The organism is Amycolatopsis sp. AA4 (assembly GCF_002796545.1).
In the GTDB taxonomy this organism is placed as follows: Bacteria; Actinomycetota; Actinomycetes; order Mycobacteriales; family Pseudonocardiaceae; genus Amycolatopsis.
The window spans coordinates 5,226,962-5,241,898 of record NZ_CP024894.1; the positions used below are offsets into that span (position 1 = coordinate 5,226,962).

Annotated in this window: 14 protein-coding genes; 8 read left to right on the plus strand and 6 right to left on the minus strand. The window is 71.8% G+C overall.

Annotated features, from left to right (window positions below; translation table 11 throughout):
• Positions 1–2 precede the first annotated feature (2 nt).
• The 3 genes from CU254_RS24225 to CU254_RS24235 form a co-directional block, all read right to left on the minus strand.
• Positions 3–1,190 (minus strand): CaiB/BaiF CoA-transferase family protein, encoded by a 1,188-nt coding sequence (locus CU254_RS24225; RefSeq protein ID WP_009080246.1) that lies wholly within the window; start codon positions 1,188–1,190, stop codon positions 3–5.
• A 94-nt stretch (positions 1,191–1,284) separates the two neighbouring features.
• The gene (locus CU254_RS24230; protein WP_009080247.1) at positions 1,285–3,117 is read right to left on the minus strand and encodes an FUSC family protein; all 1,833 of its coding nucleotides are present in this window, start codon (positions 3,115–3,117) and stop codon (positions 1,285–1,287) included.
• A gap of 177 nt (positions 3,118–3,294) precedes the next feature.
• Positions 3,295–4,482 carry an FAD-dependent monooxygenase gene (locus CU254_RS24235; protein ID WP_037714655.1) on the minus strand — a complete coding sequence of 396 codons (1,188 nt, stop codon included), beginning with the start codon at positions 4,480–4,482 and terminating at the stop codon, positions 3,295–3,297.
• Positions 4,483–4,588: 106 nt separating this feature from the next.
• Here CU254_RS24235 and CU254_RS24240 point away from each other — a divergent pair, with 106 nt between their 5' ends.
• Positions 4,589–5,056: a MarR family winged helix-turn-helix transcriptional regulator gene (locus CU254_RS24240; RefSeq protein ID WP_009080251.1), complete on the plus strand. Its 468-nt coding sequence runs from the start codon at positions 4,589–4,591 to the stop codon at positions 5,054–5,056.
• A 6-nt stretch (positions 5,057–5,062) separates the two neighbouring features.
• Here the strand turns inward: CU254_RS24240 and CU254_RS24245 are convergent, their stop codons facing one another.
• Complete coding sequence (locus tag CU254_RS24245; protein ID WP_009080254.1) at positions 5,063–5,971, minus strand: hypothetical protein; 909 nt, start codon at positions 5,969–5,971, stop codon at positions 5,063–5,065.
• A gap of 96 nt (positions 5,972–6,067) precedes the next feature.
• Between CU254_RS24245 and CU254_RS24250 the strand changes: the two genes are divergently transcribed.
• The 3 genes from CU254_RS24250 (at position 6,068) to CU254_RS24260 (ending at position 9,060) form a co-directional block, all read left to right on the plus strand.
• Positions 6,068–7,126 carry a peptidase dimerization domain-containing protein gene (locus CU254_RS24250; protein ID WP_009080256.1) on the plus strand — a complete coding sequence of 353 codons (1,059 nt, stop codon included), beginning with the start codon at positions 6,068–6,070 and terminating at the stop codon, positions 7,124–7,126.
• Positions 7,127–7,137: 11 nt separating this feature from the next.
• Positions 7,138–7,956: an alpha/beta fold hydrolase gene (locus CU254_RS24255; protein ID WP_009080257.1), complete on the plus strand. Its 819-nt coding sequence runs from the start codon at positions 7,138–7,140 to the stop codon at positions 7,954–7,956.
• Between the two features lie 129 nt (positions 7,957–8,085).
• Positions 8,086–9,060, plus strand: coding sequence for a pirin family protein (locus tag CU254_RS24260; protein WP_009080258.1), 975 nt, complete (start codon positions 8,086–8,088; stop codon positions 9,058–9,060).
• A gap of 36 nt (positions 9,061–9,096) precedes the next feature.
• Here CU254_RS24260 and CU254_RS24265 read toward each other — a convergent pair whose 3' ends face one another.
• The gene (locus tag CU254_RS24265) at positions 9,097–10,008 is read right to left on the minus strand and encodes a phosphatase PAP2 family protein (RefSeq protein WP_009080267.1); all 912 of its coding nucleotides are present in this window, start codon (positions 10,006–10,008) and stop codon (positions 9,097–9,099) included.
• Between the two features lie 112 nt (positions 10,009–10,120).
• Here CU254_RS24265 and CU254_RS24270 point away from each other — a divergent pair, with 112 nt between their 5' ends.
• The 3 genes from CU254_RS24270 to CU254_RS24280 all read left to right on the plus strand — a co-directional run bounded on the left by CU254_RS24270 (position 10,121) and on the right by CU254_RS24280 (position 12,703).
• The gene (locus CU254_RS24270; RefSeq protein ID WP_009080270.1) at positions 10,121–10,801 is read left to right on the plus strand and encodes a response regulator transcription factor; all 681 of its coding nucleotides are present in this window, start codon (positions 10,121–10,123) and stop codon (positions 10,799–10,801) included.
• Between the two features lie 76 nt (positions 10,802–10,877).
• Positions 10,878–12,224, plus strand: a complete 1,347-nt coding sequence (locus CU254_RS24275) for a HAMP domain-containing sensor histidine kinase (protein ID WP_078561150.1) — start codon at positions 10,878–10,880, stop codon at positions 12,222–12,224.
• A complete protein-coding gene (locus CU254_RS24280; RefSeq protein ID WP_009080274.1) occupies positions 12,221–12,703 on the plus strand; it encodes a hypothetical protein in 483 nt (160 codons plus the stop codon). Before CU254_RS24275 ends, CU254_RS24280 begins: the two co-directional genes overlap by 4 nt.
• On the opposite strand, the gene CU254_RS24285 is transcribed toward CU254_RS24280, so the two are convergent.
• Complete coding sequence (locus CU254_RS24285; protein ID WP_009080275.1) at positions 12,654–13,298, minus strand: TetR/AcrR family transcriptional regulator; 645 nt, start codon at positions 13,296–13,298, stop codon at positions 12,654–12,656. The two genes, CU254_RS24280 and CU254_RS24285, sit on opposite strands and share 50 nt — an antisense overlap.
• Positions 13,299–13,354: 56 nt before the next feature.
• On the opposite strand from CU254_RS24285, the gene CU254_RS24290 reads away from it, so the two are divergent.
• Positions 13,355–14,590, plus strand: coding sequence for an FAD-dependent oxidoreductase (locus CU254_RS24290; protein WP_037714662.1), 1,236 nt, complete (start codon positions 13,355–13,357; stop codon positions 14,588–14,590).
• Positions 14,591–14,937 lie beyond the last annotated feature (347 nt).

A 14,937-nucleotide genomic window follows, 5' to 3' on the forward strand; every position in this document is an offset into this window, starting at 1 on the left:
TGTCAACGCGGCTCGGCGGCGATCCCCCGGCGCAGCAGGTCGTCCGCGTCCGCCCCGGCTTCTTCAAGCAGCGCACGGGTATGCGCCCCGAAGGCCGGGACGTCGCCCATCCGCGCCTCGACGTCCGCGAACGTCACCGGCGGCAGCAGCGCGTCGACCGTCGCGTGTTCGGTGCCGATCTTGCGCCAGCGGTCCCGGGCGCGCAGCTGCGGGTCGGCTACCACATCGGCGACCTGTTTCACTTGTGCCGCAGGGATTCCCGCTTTCGCGAGCCGGTCGTCCAATTCCACTGTGGACCATCGGACGGTCTCGGCGGCGACCGCGGCGTCGCATTCCGCGCGGTGTTCCACGCGCAGGACATTCGTGGTGAACCGCGGGTCGTCGGCCAGGTGCGGGGCTTCGAGCACCGAGGTGACCAGGGTCCGCCAGCCGCTGTCGTTCTGGACCCCGATCAGCATCTGCCCGTCTTTCGTCGGGTACGCGTCGTAGGGGGCGATCGAGGCGTGGCTCAACCCCATCCGCGCGGGCTGGCGTCCGGAGTACATCTGGCTGTACATCGCGTAGCCCATCCATTCGACGGTCGCCTCCAGCATCGTGACCTCAACCGTCGCGCCCTGCCCCGTCCGCCACCGGCGCAGGAGGGCGGCCAGCACTGCTTGGGCGCAGTACATTCCGGAGGCGATGTCGGAGGTCGGGATGCCGGTCTTGACCGGCGTGTCCGGCGTGCCGGTGATGCCGATCAGGCCCGCTTCGGCCTGGACCAGCATGTCGTAGGCCTTGCGCTGTTCCCGCGGACCGCCGGTGCCGTAGCCGGAGAGGTCGACCGCCACCAGCTCCGGGTGCTCGGCCCGCAGCTCGGCCGCGCTGAACCCCAGGCGAGCGGCCGCACCGGGGGCCAGGTTCTGGACGAAGACATCCGCGCGGGCGACGAGCCGCCGGACGACGTCGCGGCCTTCCTCGGTTTTGAGGTCTACGGCCAGTGACTCCTTGCCTCGGTTGAGCCAGACGAAATGGGCGCCGGTGCCGTGCACGACGTGGTCGTATTCGCGGGCGAAGTCGCCGCCGTCCGCTCGTTCCACCTTGATGACGCGAGCGCCGAGGTCGGCCAGCGTGCGGGTGGCGAGCGGGGCGGCGACCGCCTGTTCGATCGAGACGACGGTGATTCCGTCCAGCGGGAGCGCGGAGTCCATGCTGCTTACTATTACCCGGATTTCGGCGGGGTGCCCGGGGGAATTGTGTTGCGTGGGGCACCCCGAGCCGGCGTAGTCGCAGGCGGGCGACCGGTCAGCCCGCGAGGACCTCCGCGCCGCGGTGCACGCGCAGCAGGTCAGCCCGGACGAGGTCGGCCAGCAGCCGCTCCTCCTCGTCCGCCTCCGCCGGGCGCGGCGGCAGTTCCCCGCTCCCCGCCAGCGCACCCGCCGCAGCCTCGGCGAAGGACGCCATCGCGGGCGACTGACCGTCTCGCTGCAGCAGCGCGCCCGCCGAAGCCGCGAGGCCGCGCAAGCCCTGTCCGGCCTCTTCCAAAGCTTCGCGCTGCTCCGGCGAAGGCTCCCGGCTGCCGGGCTCGGGGCTCAACAGGTCTTGGTGCGTCCGGGCCGCCGCGCGGAACCGCAGCGCGACCTCGCGCCGGCCGCCTCCGCCGCGCAACCGCTCGGCCACTGACGCGAGCAGCTCGCCAGTCTCGGAGACGGCGTCGGAAAACCGTTGTGCCACCGAAGGTTTCGGCACGCCGGGCACCGCGGCGAAGCCGAACAGCAGGCCGATCACCACTGCCAGCGCGACCAGCAGCAGGTACTCCACGAGCACCGAACCCGCGTCGAGATGCCGCGTCGTCGCGTTCATCCCGACGCTCATCAGCACCATGCAGCCGTTGAACACCATGGGCTGCACCTGCATGAACGGGAATCCGACGAGCAGCGCGACAATCCCCAGCGGCAGCAACGCGCCCGGCGGCAGCAGCCACAACGCGACCGCCAGCACCACGGCCCCGGCCACCGCACCGGCGGCGCGCTGCCACGCCTTCGCCAGCGTGTCCCGCCATTCCGGCTGCATCAGGGCGAACGTCGTCATCAGGAACGACACCGTGAGCGGGTCGCCCGGACGGAACGTCGCGATCACCGCGGCGACCAGCATCCCGAGCGCGGCCCGGACCGCGTGCCGCAACTGCGCGGACCGCCACGAGAACACCCCGGTCGCCTCACGCCGCAAGGCTTCCCGGACGAGATGCTTCGGGAAGTCCACAATGGACTCGTCGCGATTCAGCACGGCTTCCCGGATCGCGAACAACCCGGCCCAGGCTTCCTCGAGCAGCGCCGCGGTGTCGCCAGGCAACGCGACGTCCGGGTCTACGCGTTCGATCTCCGGCGGCTCCGAAACGGTCTTGGCCCGCACTGCTTCGGCCAGCGCCGCGACCTGTTCGTCCGCGGCGTCGAGCACGCGGGAAACCTCCGCCGCCTGCTCCTCGTCGAACGCGCGCAGGCGATCCCGCAGCAACGCGGCCGTGCCGTGGTACCGCGCGCCACCGGCGAGTACTCGCGCCTGCCACGCCCGCGGCCGGTCAGTCACCCACAGCCGCACCGCCCGCTCCGCACTCGCGCGATCCGGCCCGGCGAGTGCGTCGGCAAGGGCGGTACGGGTCGGCTTGCCCGGATCGCTCAGCCCCATCAGCAGCCGCAGCACGAACACGACCCCGACGGCCAGCGCCGGTGCGCAGATGATCTGCACCGGGCTCGCCGTCCCGCTCAACTGGAAGCCGTAGCCGAACACCGAAGCCATGCCGAGCCCGAGCCCGACCGTCACGTACCGCGACCCGAGCGCGGGCACCAGCGCCGCCGCGAACACCACCAGCACGAGCAGCGCGATCGACGCGGCCGGCGACACCTCGCCCAGCAGCCGCGGCCCGGCCCCGCCCAGCACCACCGCCGGAGCGAACGCGGCGAGCAGCCGCAGATCCGGCCGCAACGGCCCGCCGGTCGCGGCGATGAAGCAGAACAACGCGGTCAGCCCGGCCAGCATCGCCGTCGCGCCGAGCCCGAGCGCCACCCCGAGCCCGGCCGTGCCGCCGACGACCACCAGAATCGCCGCGAGCATCCCGCCGCCGCGCGCAATCGCGTTCATCCCGCCCCGTTCCGTCACCGCGCAATGCCGCCGGGTAGCCTCGCACGCCGCCGCGACGGACCGGGCCCCGACTCGCCAGCCGCGGTTCAGCCGATCGCGCGCACCGGCGGCAGCGTCAGCACGTTGTACACCCGCAACCGCTACTCGCAAGCCCGGCCGCGACTCGCCAACCGAAACTCAGACGGTCGCCCGCTCCGGCGGCAACACCAGCAGGTTGTGCACCTCAGAACTCGACTCCCCCGGCAACCCGTCCAACTCCCGCAACGCCGCGTTCCGCGCCGCCACCTCCGCCTCGGTGCGCGGCGACATCACCGCCGACCCGCCGGTCGCGAGCGCCTGGTTGGCCTCCACGAACTCCCGCGACCGCTGCTCATACGCCGCGAAGGCAACGTCGTGCGGAGCGTCGGCCAGCTCGTACGCCAGCAGGTACGCGCCGATCATCGCGAGACTCGAACCCTGCCCGGACAGGAACGACGTCGCGTGCGCGGCGTCCCCGGCCAGCGCGACGCGGCCCTTCGACCAGACCGGCAGATGGATCTGGCTGACCACGTCGAAGAACAGGTCGTCCGCCGAACGCATCGCCTCGACCATCCGCGGCACCTCCCACCCGAAGCCCTCGAAACGGCTCGCGACGAGAGCACGCTGCGCGGCCGGGTCGGCGAACGCGGAGAACGGCGGCTCGGGATGGGTGAAAATCAGGAACCCGTGCACCTGGCCGGCGTCGCGGTCGCCCGCCGCGTAGAGCGCCGCCGACCGGCCCGCGGCCGCCCACGCCATTCCCTCGTGCGAGAGGCCGAGATGGTTCGGCAGGGTGAATCCGGCGAAGCAGCAGCCGAGGTAGCGGTGGAAGCGCTCCTCCGGCCCGAGGGCCAGCGAACGGGTCTTCGAGTGCAGTCCGTCCGCACCGATGACCAGGTCGAACGTCTGGCTCCGGCCGCTGGCGAAGGTCACGTCGACCCGGTCGCCGCGGTCGTCCAGCGCGGCGATCGACTCCGAGAAGCGGAACTCGACGTCGTCGCGAACCGCGTCGTACAGCAGGCCGGTCAGGTCGCCGCGGGCCAGTTCGATGTCGTACCCGGTCTCGTCCCCGGTGATCGCCGTTGGGGCAACGCTGTTCAACACGACCCCCTCCGCGTCGAGAAACGAAAGCCGCCGGGTGCCGACGTGCCGCTCGCGCGCCTTCTCCTCCAGCCCCATCCGCCGCAGCACCTCGACCGCCGGGCCGCGCATGTCGATCGGGTACCCGCCGCCGCGCACCGCCGCCGCCTTCTCCACGACAGTGACCGCGAAGCCATACCGGTTCAGCCAGTACGCCAGCGCCGGGCCCGCGATGCTCGCCCCCGAGATCAGCACACTCCTGCTCATGGTTCTCCCCTTGTCCCCCGGCAGGCGATAGATGCCTACCTTAGGTATCATTTTCCCGACCGGCCAACCGTATACCTAAGTTAGGTATCTATTCAAGGAGCCCGCGATGTCCGCCGTCCCTTCCCTGCTCCGGGACCTGCTCCCCCGGCTGAACGAGCTGAGCGGGACGCTGCGCCGGGGCAAGCTCTTCGAGCGCGCGGTCGCGGCCACCGGGCTGCCGCTGGAGCGGCCGGCGATGAGCGTGCTCGGCATCCTGCACGTCGAGGGCGGGCCGCTGCGGGTCGGCGAGATCGCGAACCGGATGAACGTCGTCGGCCCGCACGTGACCCGGCAGGTGCAGGGGCTGGAGAGCCGGGGGCTGGTGCGGCGCGTGGCCGATCCGGACGACCAGCGGGCCCGGCTGATCGAGCTGACGCCGGAAGGAAAAGCCGCGAGCGAACGCTACGTCGAGGTGATCGAAGGCTGGTTCGCGGACGCGCTCAGCGACTGGACAGCGGAAGACCGCCAGGTCCTCGACCGGCTGCTGACCCGGCTGGTCGAGGACCTGACGGCCCGGCTGTCCGAAATGGACTGAACGGGATCACCGCGACAGCCGCAGGAACTCCCGCTGCTCGCGGTCGTAGCGCTGGGTCAGGCCGTTTCCGTAGCGGTCCCACCAGTTCTGCGTGTGCCCGTTCTGGCGGGTGGTCGTGTCGCCGTAGACCTCGCGGTCGTATTCGATCCGCGCGTCGCGGAACTGCTGCTGGAATTCCTCCGGCGACAGGCCCTGCAGATGCTGCACGGCGGCCGGGTCGAGGGTGCGCGCGCTCTGCACGATGTCCGCGCCGCCCATGTGGTTCAGGATCGCCCGGACGCCGCCCGCGCCGCGCATGTGCGCGCCGGACATGATCGCCGCCTGCGTGCCCGGGTCGGAAAACTCCAGCGCCCCGGCGCGGCGCGCGTTGGCGGTCATCAGCTGCGCGACCACCGCGCGTTCCTCGGGGCTGCCGAGGCCGTACTGCTGACGGGCGGCCATGATCTGGTCGTAGCCGTTGTGCATGCTCTGGCGGAACCCGTACGCCTCGCGCACGCCGCCCTGCTCGCCGGTCGCGCCCTCGGACCGCATGATCGAATCGACGACCCGGTCGTCCAGCTGCTGCGGTGCGGCACCCCCAGCAGCCGCACCGCCCCCGCCGGACCCGGCTCGCCCGCCGCCGTAGCCTTCGGCGACCGCGGCGTCGGCGTCGGCGTAGTTCTGCGCCGCGTGCGCCACCTTGCCGTTGACCTGCTCGATCAGCTTCACGAAATCGCCGAGCGAGGACACGAGCTTGGACTGCAGCAAGGTGTTCGCCGCGGCGACCCCGCTGCCGATGCCCGCGAACGACAAGGCGTCGATCACGAGCGTCTCGAGGTCGCGGACGGCCGAGAACGCCGCGGCGCCGAGGCCTTCCACGTTCTTCACGATCGCCGACACCTCGGCCGGCAGCACCCGGTAGCTTCCCGCTGTCATACCGGTGACCCTCGCGCACCGGCGCGGCCGCGCCCACGGCCGAATTACCCACTTTCGGCAGGGATCGAATGCCCGCCGGATGGGTACCTGGGCGGCATGGAGCCCGACGAGGACCGGCACGACCGGACCGACCACGAGATCGAGCTGCTCGCCGAGCGGCTCTGGGCCTGGTCCCGCGAACCGGCGGGCGACGAGGCGCCGGATCTCTCCCCGCTCGCGCAGGCCGGTTTCGAAATCACCGGGCGCACTGCCCGGTACGGCGCCGGACGTCCGTGCGTCGCCCTGCTGCTTCCGTCGGACCGGCTCCGGGAATTCGGCCACAACCTCGTCGCGGCGGCGGTGCTCGGCGCCGCGCTCGCCACCGTCCGGACGCTGGAATCCGGTTCCGTCGTCGTCACCGACCGCCCCGCCGACGGGATCGACGCGGTGCTGACGTTCCAGCCCGGCGTGCACACCTGGGCCGCCGCGCCGCTGGCCGCGCGGACCGAACTGCGGGTGACCGTGCACGGGAATTCCGGACCGGCGCCCGAAGACAGCACCGACGCGGTCGCCGGGCTGGTGCAGGTTTTCACCGCGATCGCCGCGCTGCGCGCCCGGCTGCCCGCTGGTGCGGCCGTGCAAGGAATCGTGACGCACGGCGGGGAATCCACCGACGTGGTGCCCGATTTCGCCGAGGCCCGCTTCGGATTGCGCGCGCCGGATTCCGAAACGCTCGGCCGAGTCGTCACCGAGGTGACCACCGCCGCCGAAGGCGCCGCGATGGCGACCGGAACGAAGGCGAACGTCGAACGATTCGGCCCGATTCACGCGCGGTTCCAGGACAATCCGGTGCTGTCCGGGCATTTCGCCCGGCATCTCGCGGCGTGCGGGATCCACGCGGCCCCGTCGGGCGCCGCGGCGATCCCCGGCCGGGCCGAGGTGGGCGACCTGAGCGTGCGGATGCCGACGATCCATCCGTCGGTCGCGCTCCACGATCCGGTGCGCGCGGTCGGCAGCCGGGCGTTCGCCGAGGCGACGGCGTCGCCGCGGGCCCGGACGGTGCTGCTCGCGACGGCGTCCGCGCTGGCCCGCACGGCGTCGGACCTTCTCGCGCATCCCGCGCTGGTCCGGCAGGCCTGGGACAATTTCGCCGACCGGGCGCGCCGGAGCGGCTAGAGTCCCCCGGCATGGGGACGACTGATCTATCGCTGCCGGACGGCCGGAATCTTCGGGTGCACGACACCGGCGGCGACGGTTTCCCGCTGGTGTGGCACCACGGAACCCCGCAGTCCGGCCGGTTGCTTCCGCCCATGGTGGAGGCTGCCGCCGCGCGGGGTTTCCGGGTCGTTTCCTACGGCCGGCCCGGGTACGGCGGGTCCACTTCGGACGTCGGGCGGACGGTGGGTTCGGCGGCCGAGGACGTCCGGCACCTGGCAGACGCACTGGCCTTGCCTCAGTTCGCGGTGCTGGGCGCGTCCGGGGGCGGACCGCACGCGTTGGCTTGCGCGGCGCTGCTGCCGGATCGGGTGCCGGCGGCGGTATCGCTCGCCGGGTTGGCTCCGTACTCCGAGGAGTACGACTGGTACGGCGGAATGGTCGACGACAGCTCGTTGCGCGCCGCCCGCAAGGGTCGGGAAACCCGCTTGCAGCACGGAGAAACGCAAGAATTCGACCCGACGAGCTTCACCGACGCGGACTGGGCGGCATTGCGCGGCGAGTGGGGCCCGCTGGGCCAGGACGCCGGTGCTTCCGGTGACGTGGCCGCGGAAGCCGACGACGACCTCGCGTACGTGACGCCGTGGGGTTTCTCCGCCGCCGACGTCCGGGTTCCGGTGCTGCTGGTGCACGGCCAGGCCGATCGGGTCGTCCCGGTCAGCCACAGCGAATGGCTCCTGCGGAACCTCCCGGACGCCGAGCTGTGGCTCCGTCCGCGCGACGGGCACATCTCGGTGCTGAACGCGCTCCCGACCGCGCTCGACTGGCTGCGCAACCGCCTCGGCCGCTGACCCGCGCCGACTGTCCGTGAAGGGCTCCTTGAGGGAATCTGATTCCCTCAAGGGCCCCTTCACGGACTCGGGGCTCCCCGCACGGACAGCCGAGCAGGATCTCGCGCGCGGCCGGTTATCGTGTCAGGCATGAGCAACGTCGAGACCGACCCCGCCGAACTGGCCTGCGGCGGAGACCCCGTCGACCCCGGCAAGGTCGAGATCCTCGACTCCCGTTCCGTCCCGCTCGGCGGCCCGCGGGCGATGCCGGTCCGCCGCACCCTGCCGCAGCGGCAGCGGTCGCTGATCGGCGCGTGGTGCTTCGCCGACCACTACGGCCCGGACGACACCTCCGTCAGCGGCGGCATGTCCGTCGGCCCGCATCCGCACACCGGGCTGCAGACGGTGAGCTGGCTGTTCACCGGCGAGATCGAGCACCGCGACAGCCTCGGTTCGCACGCGATGGTCCGGCCCGGCGAGCTGAACCTGATGACCGGCGGGCACGGCATCTGCCACGAAGAGGTGTCGACGCCGGAAACCACGACGCTGCACGGAGTCCAGCTGTGGGTCGCGCTGCCGGACGAGCACCGGCACACCGCTCGCGACTTCCAGCATTACGCCCCGCCGGCCGTCGACCTCGACGGTGCCACCGCGCGCGTCTTCCTCGGCACGCTGGCCGGGCAAACCTCGCCGGTGCAGACCTTCACTCCCTTGCTGGGCGCGGAAATCGTCCTCGACCCCGGTGCGCGTCTCAGCCTCGACGCGGACCCGTCCTTCGAGCACGGCGTCCTGCTCGACACCGGAGAACTCACCTTCGGCGGCACCCCGCTGCAGCGGGCCCAGCTCGGCTACCTCGGCATCGGCGCGGCCAAGCTCGACCTGCACAACCCCGGCCCAGAGGCGGCGCGGGCGATCGTGCTCGGCGGGCCGCCGTTCGGCGAGGAAATCCTGATGTGGTGGAACTTCGTCGGCCGCAGCCACGACGAGATCGCCGAATACCGCGCGGCGTGGGAGGCGCACTCCGACCAGTTCGGCGAGATCGAGCCGTACCCCGGCGGCCCGGCGCGGCTGCCCGCTCCCCCGCTGCCCGCCGTGCGGATCAAACCGCGCCGGAATCCCTCGTAAGCGGCAACGCCGGGGAGAACCGGCGCCGGCGACCCCTCAGCGGGACTCCGCGTCGTGCAACCGGTTCCGTGCCCCGGACGGGTCGAAATTCACCCGGCGGAGCGGTCCGGCCGCCAGCAGCACCACCGCCACCGCGCTCAACGCCGCCAGCACCAGCGCCGCCACGGACCGGGCGGGCACCGACGTCGCCGACGCCAGCACCGCGTACCCGCCCAGCACCACCGCGACCGGCCCGAGCAGCGCGACCGCGGTCAGCACCGGCGGAATCCGGCCGCCGTCCGGACGCCGCGCCGAGACGACCGCCGCGCCCGCCGTCACGACCGCGGCCACCAGCAGGCAGGCGCCCACGGTGTCCGAAAGGCGGTGCCAGCTGAGCGCGACGGTCGCCGCGGCCACCCAGGCGACCCCGGGCGCACCCACGGCGAGCACCCAGGTCCGGAACCGCGCGGGCAGCACCACGGCCAGTGCCAGCAGCACGGCGGTGGCCGCGCTCACGTGCCCGCTCGGAAAGCTGTTGTGGTGCGGCGCCCCGCTCGAACCGACGTCCGGCCGGTCGAGCAGGTAGATCTTGAGCAGCTGCGCGGCGGCCAGCGGCAGCAAATACAGCACCAGCGCGGTCACCCCGAGCGCGAACCGCTTGCGCAGCACCGCGAGCGCCACGATGACGATCCCGGCCGCGCCGAACACCTCGACCCCGTCGATCCCGGCCAGCGGGCGTGCCCAGTCCACAGTGGACCGCGGAAGGTGCTGCGCGAACCGGACGACCCCGTCCTCCGCGCGCTGCCCGGCCTCGGTCCGCACGAACAGCAGGTAGGCGACGACGAACGCGACGGCGAACCCGATCGCGGCCGCGACCAGCACGGCGGTCCGCGACCGCCGCGGAGGGACGAGGGCGTGCCGGGGCGAGGACAGGGGCACGGTCGGCGTTTCAGGAGTCAGCACTGCCATGCCTTCGAGCCTGGCCTCCGGATTTCGAGATCTCGTCAGGGCAGTGTCATGGTTTCGCTACAAGATCCGCCCGGCTCGCGCGAATCCGCGGGCAGTCCGAATAATGGCCCCTGTGGCTGTGGTGTTGGTGATCGAGGACGACGCGTCCGTCCGCGAGGGCATGGAACTGGCGCTGCGCCGGCAAGGACACACGGTGCACACCGCGGCGACCGGCGAGGACGGCGTGGCGAAGCTGCGCGAACGCGCGCCCGACCTCGTGGTGCTCGACCTCATGCTGCCCGGCATCGACGGCTTCGAGACCTGCCGCCGGATCCGCGCGCTCGGCCAGGTGCCGATCATCATGCTCACCGCGCGCAGCGACGATTTCGACGTCGTCGCCGGGCTCGAAGCGGGCGCGGACGACTACGTCGTGAAGCCGATCGAACCGCGCGTGCTCGATGCCCGGATCCGCGCGGTGCTGCGCCGCACCGCCGCCGAACCCGGCGCCGCCGGCCCCGAACAGCACGGCGACCTGGTGATCGACCGGGCCGGGATGCTGGTGCACAAACACGGCGAGCAGGTCCCGCTCACGCCGACCGAACTGAAGCTGCTGCTGGAGATCTCGCGCACGCCCGGCCAGGTGCACAGCCGCAGCCAGCTGCTCGCGTCCGTGTGGGGACACGACTATCTCGGCGATTCCCGCCTGGTCGACGCCTGCGTGCAGCGGCTGCGGGCGAAGATCGAGGACGTCCCGGCCCGGCCGGACCACGTGCAGACGGTCCGCGGTTTCGGCTACCGGTTCGGCCGCTCGTGAGGCGGGCCGGATCGTGAAGCGGCTCCGGTCGTGGGCGTCCGGGCTGCGCCTGCGGCTGGTCCTGGCGTTCGCGGCGATGACGCTGGTCGGCGCGGGCGCGGCGGCGGGCGCGAGCTACGTGACCGCGCGCAACACGATCCTGGCCGGCGTGCAGGACCCGGCGATGGTGCAGCTGCGCGACGAGGTCAAGGCGTACCTGCCGCAGCTGACCCTGCCGCCCGACCAGCGGCAGCTCGACAACATGGCGAGTTCGCTCAAGGGCGCCACGACCGTGGTGTTCGGGGCGCTGCGTTCGCGCGTCGGGCTGAATCCGGACGAGATCCCCGCCGGGCTGCGCGCCGCGGTCGCAGGCGGGACCAGTGTCCAGTTCCAGCGGGTCATCGAGGGCGGGCGTCCGGTGCTTTACATCGGGATGCCGCTGCTGCGGTACGGCGCGTCGAGAGGGGAACACACCGGCATCGAGGTCTACAAAACGGTCCCGCTCGCCACGCAGCAGGCCGCGATCGAACAGCTGGCGACCCGCGCGTGGCAGATGACCGCGCTGGCCCTGCCGATCGCGGTCGCGCTGGCGCTGTTGGCCGCGCGACAGGTGCTGCAACCGGTGCGCGCGCTGAACTCCGCGGCGCGCAAGCTCGGCGACGGACAGCTCGATGTGCGGTTGCCCGCCAAGGGTTCCGACGAACTGGCCCAGCTGGTCACGACGTTCAACCACACCGCCGCCGAGCTGGAACGCACTGTCGGCTCGCTGCGCGAGATGGAGGCCGACGCGCGCCGGTTCGTCGCCGACGTCTCGCACGAGCTGCGCACCCCGCTGGCCGCGATGAACGTGGTCACCGACGTGCTCGACGAGGACGCCGACCAGCTGCCCTCGGACACCGCCGTGGCGGCGCGGCTGGTGTCGGCCGAAACGCGGCGGCTGACCCGGCTCGTGCAGGACCTGGTCGAGATCTCCCGGTTCGACGCCGGACGGGCCGAGCTGCGCGTCGAGGAGGTCGACCTCGCCGAGGCGGTGACGAACAGCCTCGCCGCCCGCGGCTGGACCGACTCCGTGGCGGCCGACCTGCCGAGCGTCCCCGTGCCCGCCGACCCGCGACGGCTCGACCTGGTCATCGCGAATCTCGTGGGCAACGCCCTGCACCACGGCGCGCCACCGGTCGAAGTCCGGCTGAGCACCGACGACACGACCGCCTTCCTGACCGTCACCGACCACGGCCCGGGAATCCCCGAGGAGGTGCTGCCGAAGGTGTTCGACCGCTTCGCGAAGGCCGACACCTCGCGCGCCCGGTCCGACGGCAGCGGCCTCGGGTTGTCGATCGCGCTGGAAAACGCGCGGCTGCACGGCGGCGACATCGAAGCCGCGAACACCGGCGACGGCGCGCGGTTCACGCTCCGGCTGCCCCGCACCGCGCAGGAGGAGCGATGAAACTCCCGCGGCTCTTCGTTGCCCTGCTTTCGGTTGCGGCCCTCGCCGGATGCGGCATCCAGCCGACCGGAGTGATCCCCGCCGGAGACGCACCCGGCGGCTTTCAGCAGGGCGCGCCGCGTCCGGCGATCACGCTGTACTTCCTTTACGCGGGGCAGCTCAGCCCCGTGCAACGAGCCTGGGCAAGGGACGCGACCCCCACGGCGGTGCTGACGGAACTGTTCGGCGGCCCGACGCGCGCCGAAGAACAAGAGGGGTTCTACTCGATGCTCCGCCCTGGCCAGCACGTCACCGTCGACGCTTCGACGCAGCCGGTGACCGTGACCGTCGCCGAATCGATGAAAGTGCTGTATCCGATCGGTCTGCAGCAGGTGGTCTGCACGGTGACGGCGTCGCTGGTCTCGTCCGGGCAGTCGGCCGACAAGGGGATCACCGTGGTGGCGTCGGACACCAAACTCGAAGCGCTGTACTGCAATTAGCCTTGCTGGGCAGGCAAAAACCGTACACGACCCGCTCGACGATGCCCAGGACCACTTCCGTCGCGCTCTGTCCTTCCGGCACCTGCCGCAACGCCGCCTCCAACGCGCCCAGCACCGCCCCGGTCAATGCCGCCGCCTCGACCCGATCCAGCTGCGGCGCACACGTCTCGTAGAGCTTCTCCGCCCACCGATCGCCGACCGCGGCGTTGCGCAGCAGATAGCCCGCGCGCAACGCGGGCACGCCAGCCAGCAGCCGGGTCCGGACCACGGTGAGCGGATGGTCCAACGGAAAACTCCACGCGTCCGCCGTCGCCAGCGCGTGGACGGTCCGGGTCACCATCTCCGCCACCGGCGCGCCCGGCTCCGCCGCGGCGAAGACCTCGTCCACCACCTCGTCGTAAAGATGCTGGTCAGCGAAGACGACGTCCTCTTTGGTGGCGAAGTAGTTGAAGTACGTCGCCGGGGACACCTTCGCCCGCGCGGCGATCTCGGCGACGGTCGTGCCGTCGTAGCCCTGCTCGTCGAACAGCGTGAGCGCGGCCTCGATCAGCGCCTGGCGGGTCCGCCGCTTCTTCTCTTCCCGCAACCCGGTCATGGCGTGAATCTTAGCGTTACTCTAAACTTAGAGTGTCTCTAAGATTGGAGGTCCCGATGGAACGGACCGGATGCGTGGTCGCCGGGGGCGGTCCGGCCGGCGTGATGCTGGGCCTGCTGCTGGCGCGGGCCGGGGTCGAGGTGGTGGTGCTGGAGAAGCACCGCGACTTCCTGCGGGATTTCCGCGGCGACACCGTGCACCCGTCGACGCTGCGCCTGCTGGACGAACTGGGCCTGGGCGCCCGGTTCGCCGCCCTGTCCCGGTCGGTGCTGGAACGGATGAAAATGGAGATCGGCGCGGAAACGGTGATCGCCGCCGACTTCAGCAGGCTGCGCGGCCCGCACAAGCACATCGCGATGGTGCCGCAAGCCGAATTCCTGGGCCTGCTGGCTGAAGCCGGTGCGGCCGAACCGAAATTCTCCCTGCGGATGGGCGCTTCCGTCGTTTCCCTGCGCCGCGCGGGCGGACGCGTGACCGGCGTGAACTACCGCGACGAGACCGGCGCGGTTTCCGCGATCGAAGCCCCGCTCACCGTCGGCTGCGACGGACGCTGGTCGACCGTGCGCCGCGAACTCGGCCTGGCCCTGCGGGAGTCGGAGGTCCCGATGGACGTCTGGCAGGTGCGGGTGCCGAAAGCCGGACCGGGCGAACGGGGGGTGTTCGCCCGGTTCGGCCCCGGCTACGCCTCCGTGACCATGGACCGCGGCGACTACTACCAGACCTCGTACCTCATCCCGCGCGGCCAAGACGCCCGACTCCGCTCCGGCCCCATCGAAGACTTCCGCACGCGGCTGGCGGACTTGTTCGGCTGGACGCCCGGGCAAGTGTCCGCCGTCGGTTCGTGGGACGACGTGAAGCTGCTGGAAGTGACCATGGGCCTGCTGCCGCGCTGGCACGCCCCCGGCGCGTTGTGCATCGGCGATGCCGCCCACCCGATGTCCCCCGTGGGCGGCGTCGGGGTGAACCTCGCCGTGCAGGACGCCGTCGCGACCGCCCGCCTCCTCGCAGAACCGTTGCGACGCGGGGAAGTCCCGGTGTCCCGCCTGGCCGCGGTGCGCCGCCGCCGTCTGCTGCCGACTGTCGCGGTGCAGTCGAGCCAGCGAGGCGAGCACGAGATGCTGCTGCGCCCCGCCCTCGCCGGAACCCTGGACAGATTGCCCGCCCCGATGCGGATGGTGCGACGATTCCCGGCGCTTTCCGGGGTGACTGCTTATTTGGGCGGCGTTGGTCTGCGGCCAGAGCACGCACCGGCGTTCGCCCGGCGGTCCAGTGTGGACAGTTACGCCGGATGACGCTTTGCCCGGGGTGGCGCCGGACGGGTTCTGCGGCACCACCCCGGGCTCGCGGGGGTGCGAATCTTCGCCGCTTCACGGTGGCCGGGCTGCTTATCTTCACCGCTTCACGGTGCTGCGGCCTGCCTATCTTCACCGCGCGCCAAGGCACCGCGGCCTGCCTGTCTTCACCGCGCCACGGTGCCGCGGCCTGCCTATCTTCACCGCGCCACAGTGCCGCGGCCTGGCTATACGCACCGCTCCACAGCACCGCTGCTCGGCGATCCAGACCGCTTCACAGTGCCCGCAGCCCTTCGATCCGCACCACTCCACAACACCGCAGCCCGGCAATCCGCACCACTCCACAG

Excerpts from the sequence above, each read along its gene's own strand:
- CU254_RS24225 (WP_009080246.1), bottom strand. The coding sequence starts at position 1,190 with ATGGACTCCGCGCTCCCGCTGGACGGAATCACCGTCGTCTCGATCGAA.
- CU254_RS24230 (WP_009080247.1), bottom strand. The coding sequence starts at position 3,117 with ATGAACGCGATTGCGCGCGGCGGCGGGATGCTCGCGGCGATTCTGGTG.
- CU254_RS24235 (WP_037714655.1), bottom strand. The coding sequence starts at position 4,482 with ATGAGCAGGAGTGTGCTGATCTCGGGGGCGAGCATCGCGGGCCCGGCG.
- CU254_RS24240 (WP_009080251.1), top strand. The coding sequence starts at position 4,589 with ATGTCCGCCGTCCCTTCCCTGCTCCGGGACCTGCTCCCCCGGCTGAAC.
- CU254_RS24245 (WP_009080254.1), bottom strand. The coding sequence starts at position 5,971 with ATGACAGCGGGAAGCTACCGGGTGCTGCCGGCCGAGGTGTCGGCGATC.
- CU254_RS24250 (WP_009080256.1), top strand. The coding sequence starts at position 6,068 with ATGGAGCCCGACGAGGACCGGCACGACCGGACCGACCACGAGATCGAG.
- CU254_RS24255 (WP_009080257.1), top strand. The coding sequence starts at position 7,138 with ATGGGGACGACTGATCTATCGCTGCCGGACGGCCGGAATCTTCGGGTG.
- CU254_RS24260 (WP_009080258.1), top strand. The coding sequence starts at position 8,086 with ATGAGCAACGTCGAGACCGACCCCGCCGAACTGGCCTGCGGCGGAGAC.
- CU254_RS24265 (WP_009080267.1), bottom strand. The coding sequence starts at position 10,008 with ATGGCAGTGCTGACTCCTGAAACGCCGACCGTGCCCCTGTCCTCGCCC.
- CU254_RS24275 (WP_078561150.1), top strand. The coding sequence starts at position 10,878 with ATGACGCTGGTCGGCGCGGGCGCGGCGGCGGGCGCGAGCTACGTGACC.
- CU254_RS24280 (WP_009080274.1), top strand. The coding sequence starts at position 12,221 with ATGAAACTCCCGCGGCTCTTCGTTGCCCTGCTTTCGGTTGCGGCCCTC.
- CU254_RS24285 (WP_009080275.1), bottom strand. The coding sequence starts at position 13,298 with ATGACCGGGTTGCGGGAAGAGAAGAAGCGGCGGACCCGCCAGGCGCTG.
- CU254_RS24290 (WP_037714662.1), top strand. The coding sequence starts at position 13,355 with ATGGAACGGACCGGATGCGTGGTCGCCGGGGGCGGTCCGGCCGGCGTG.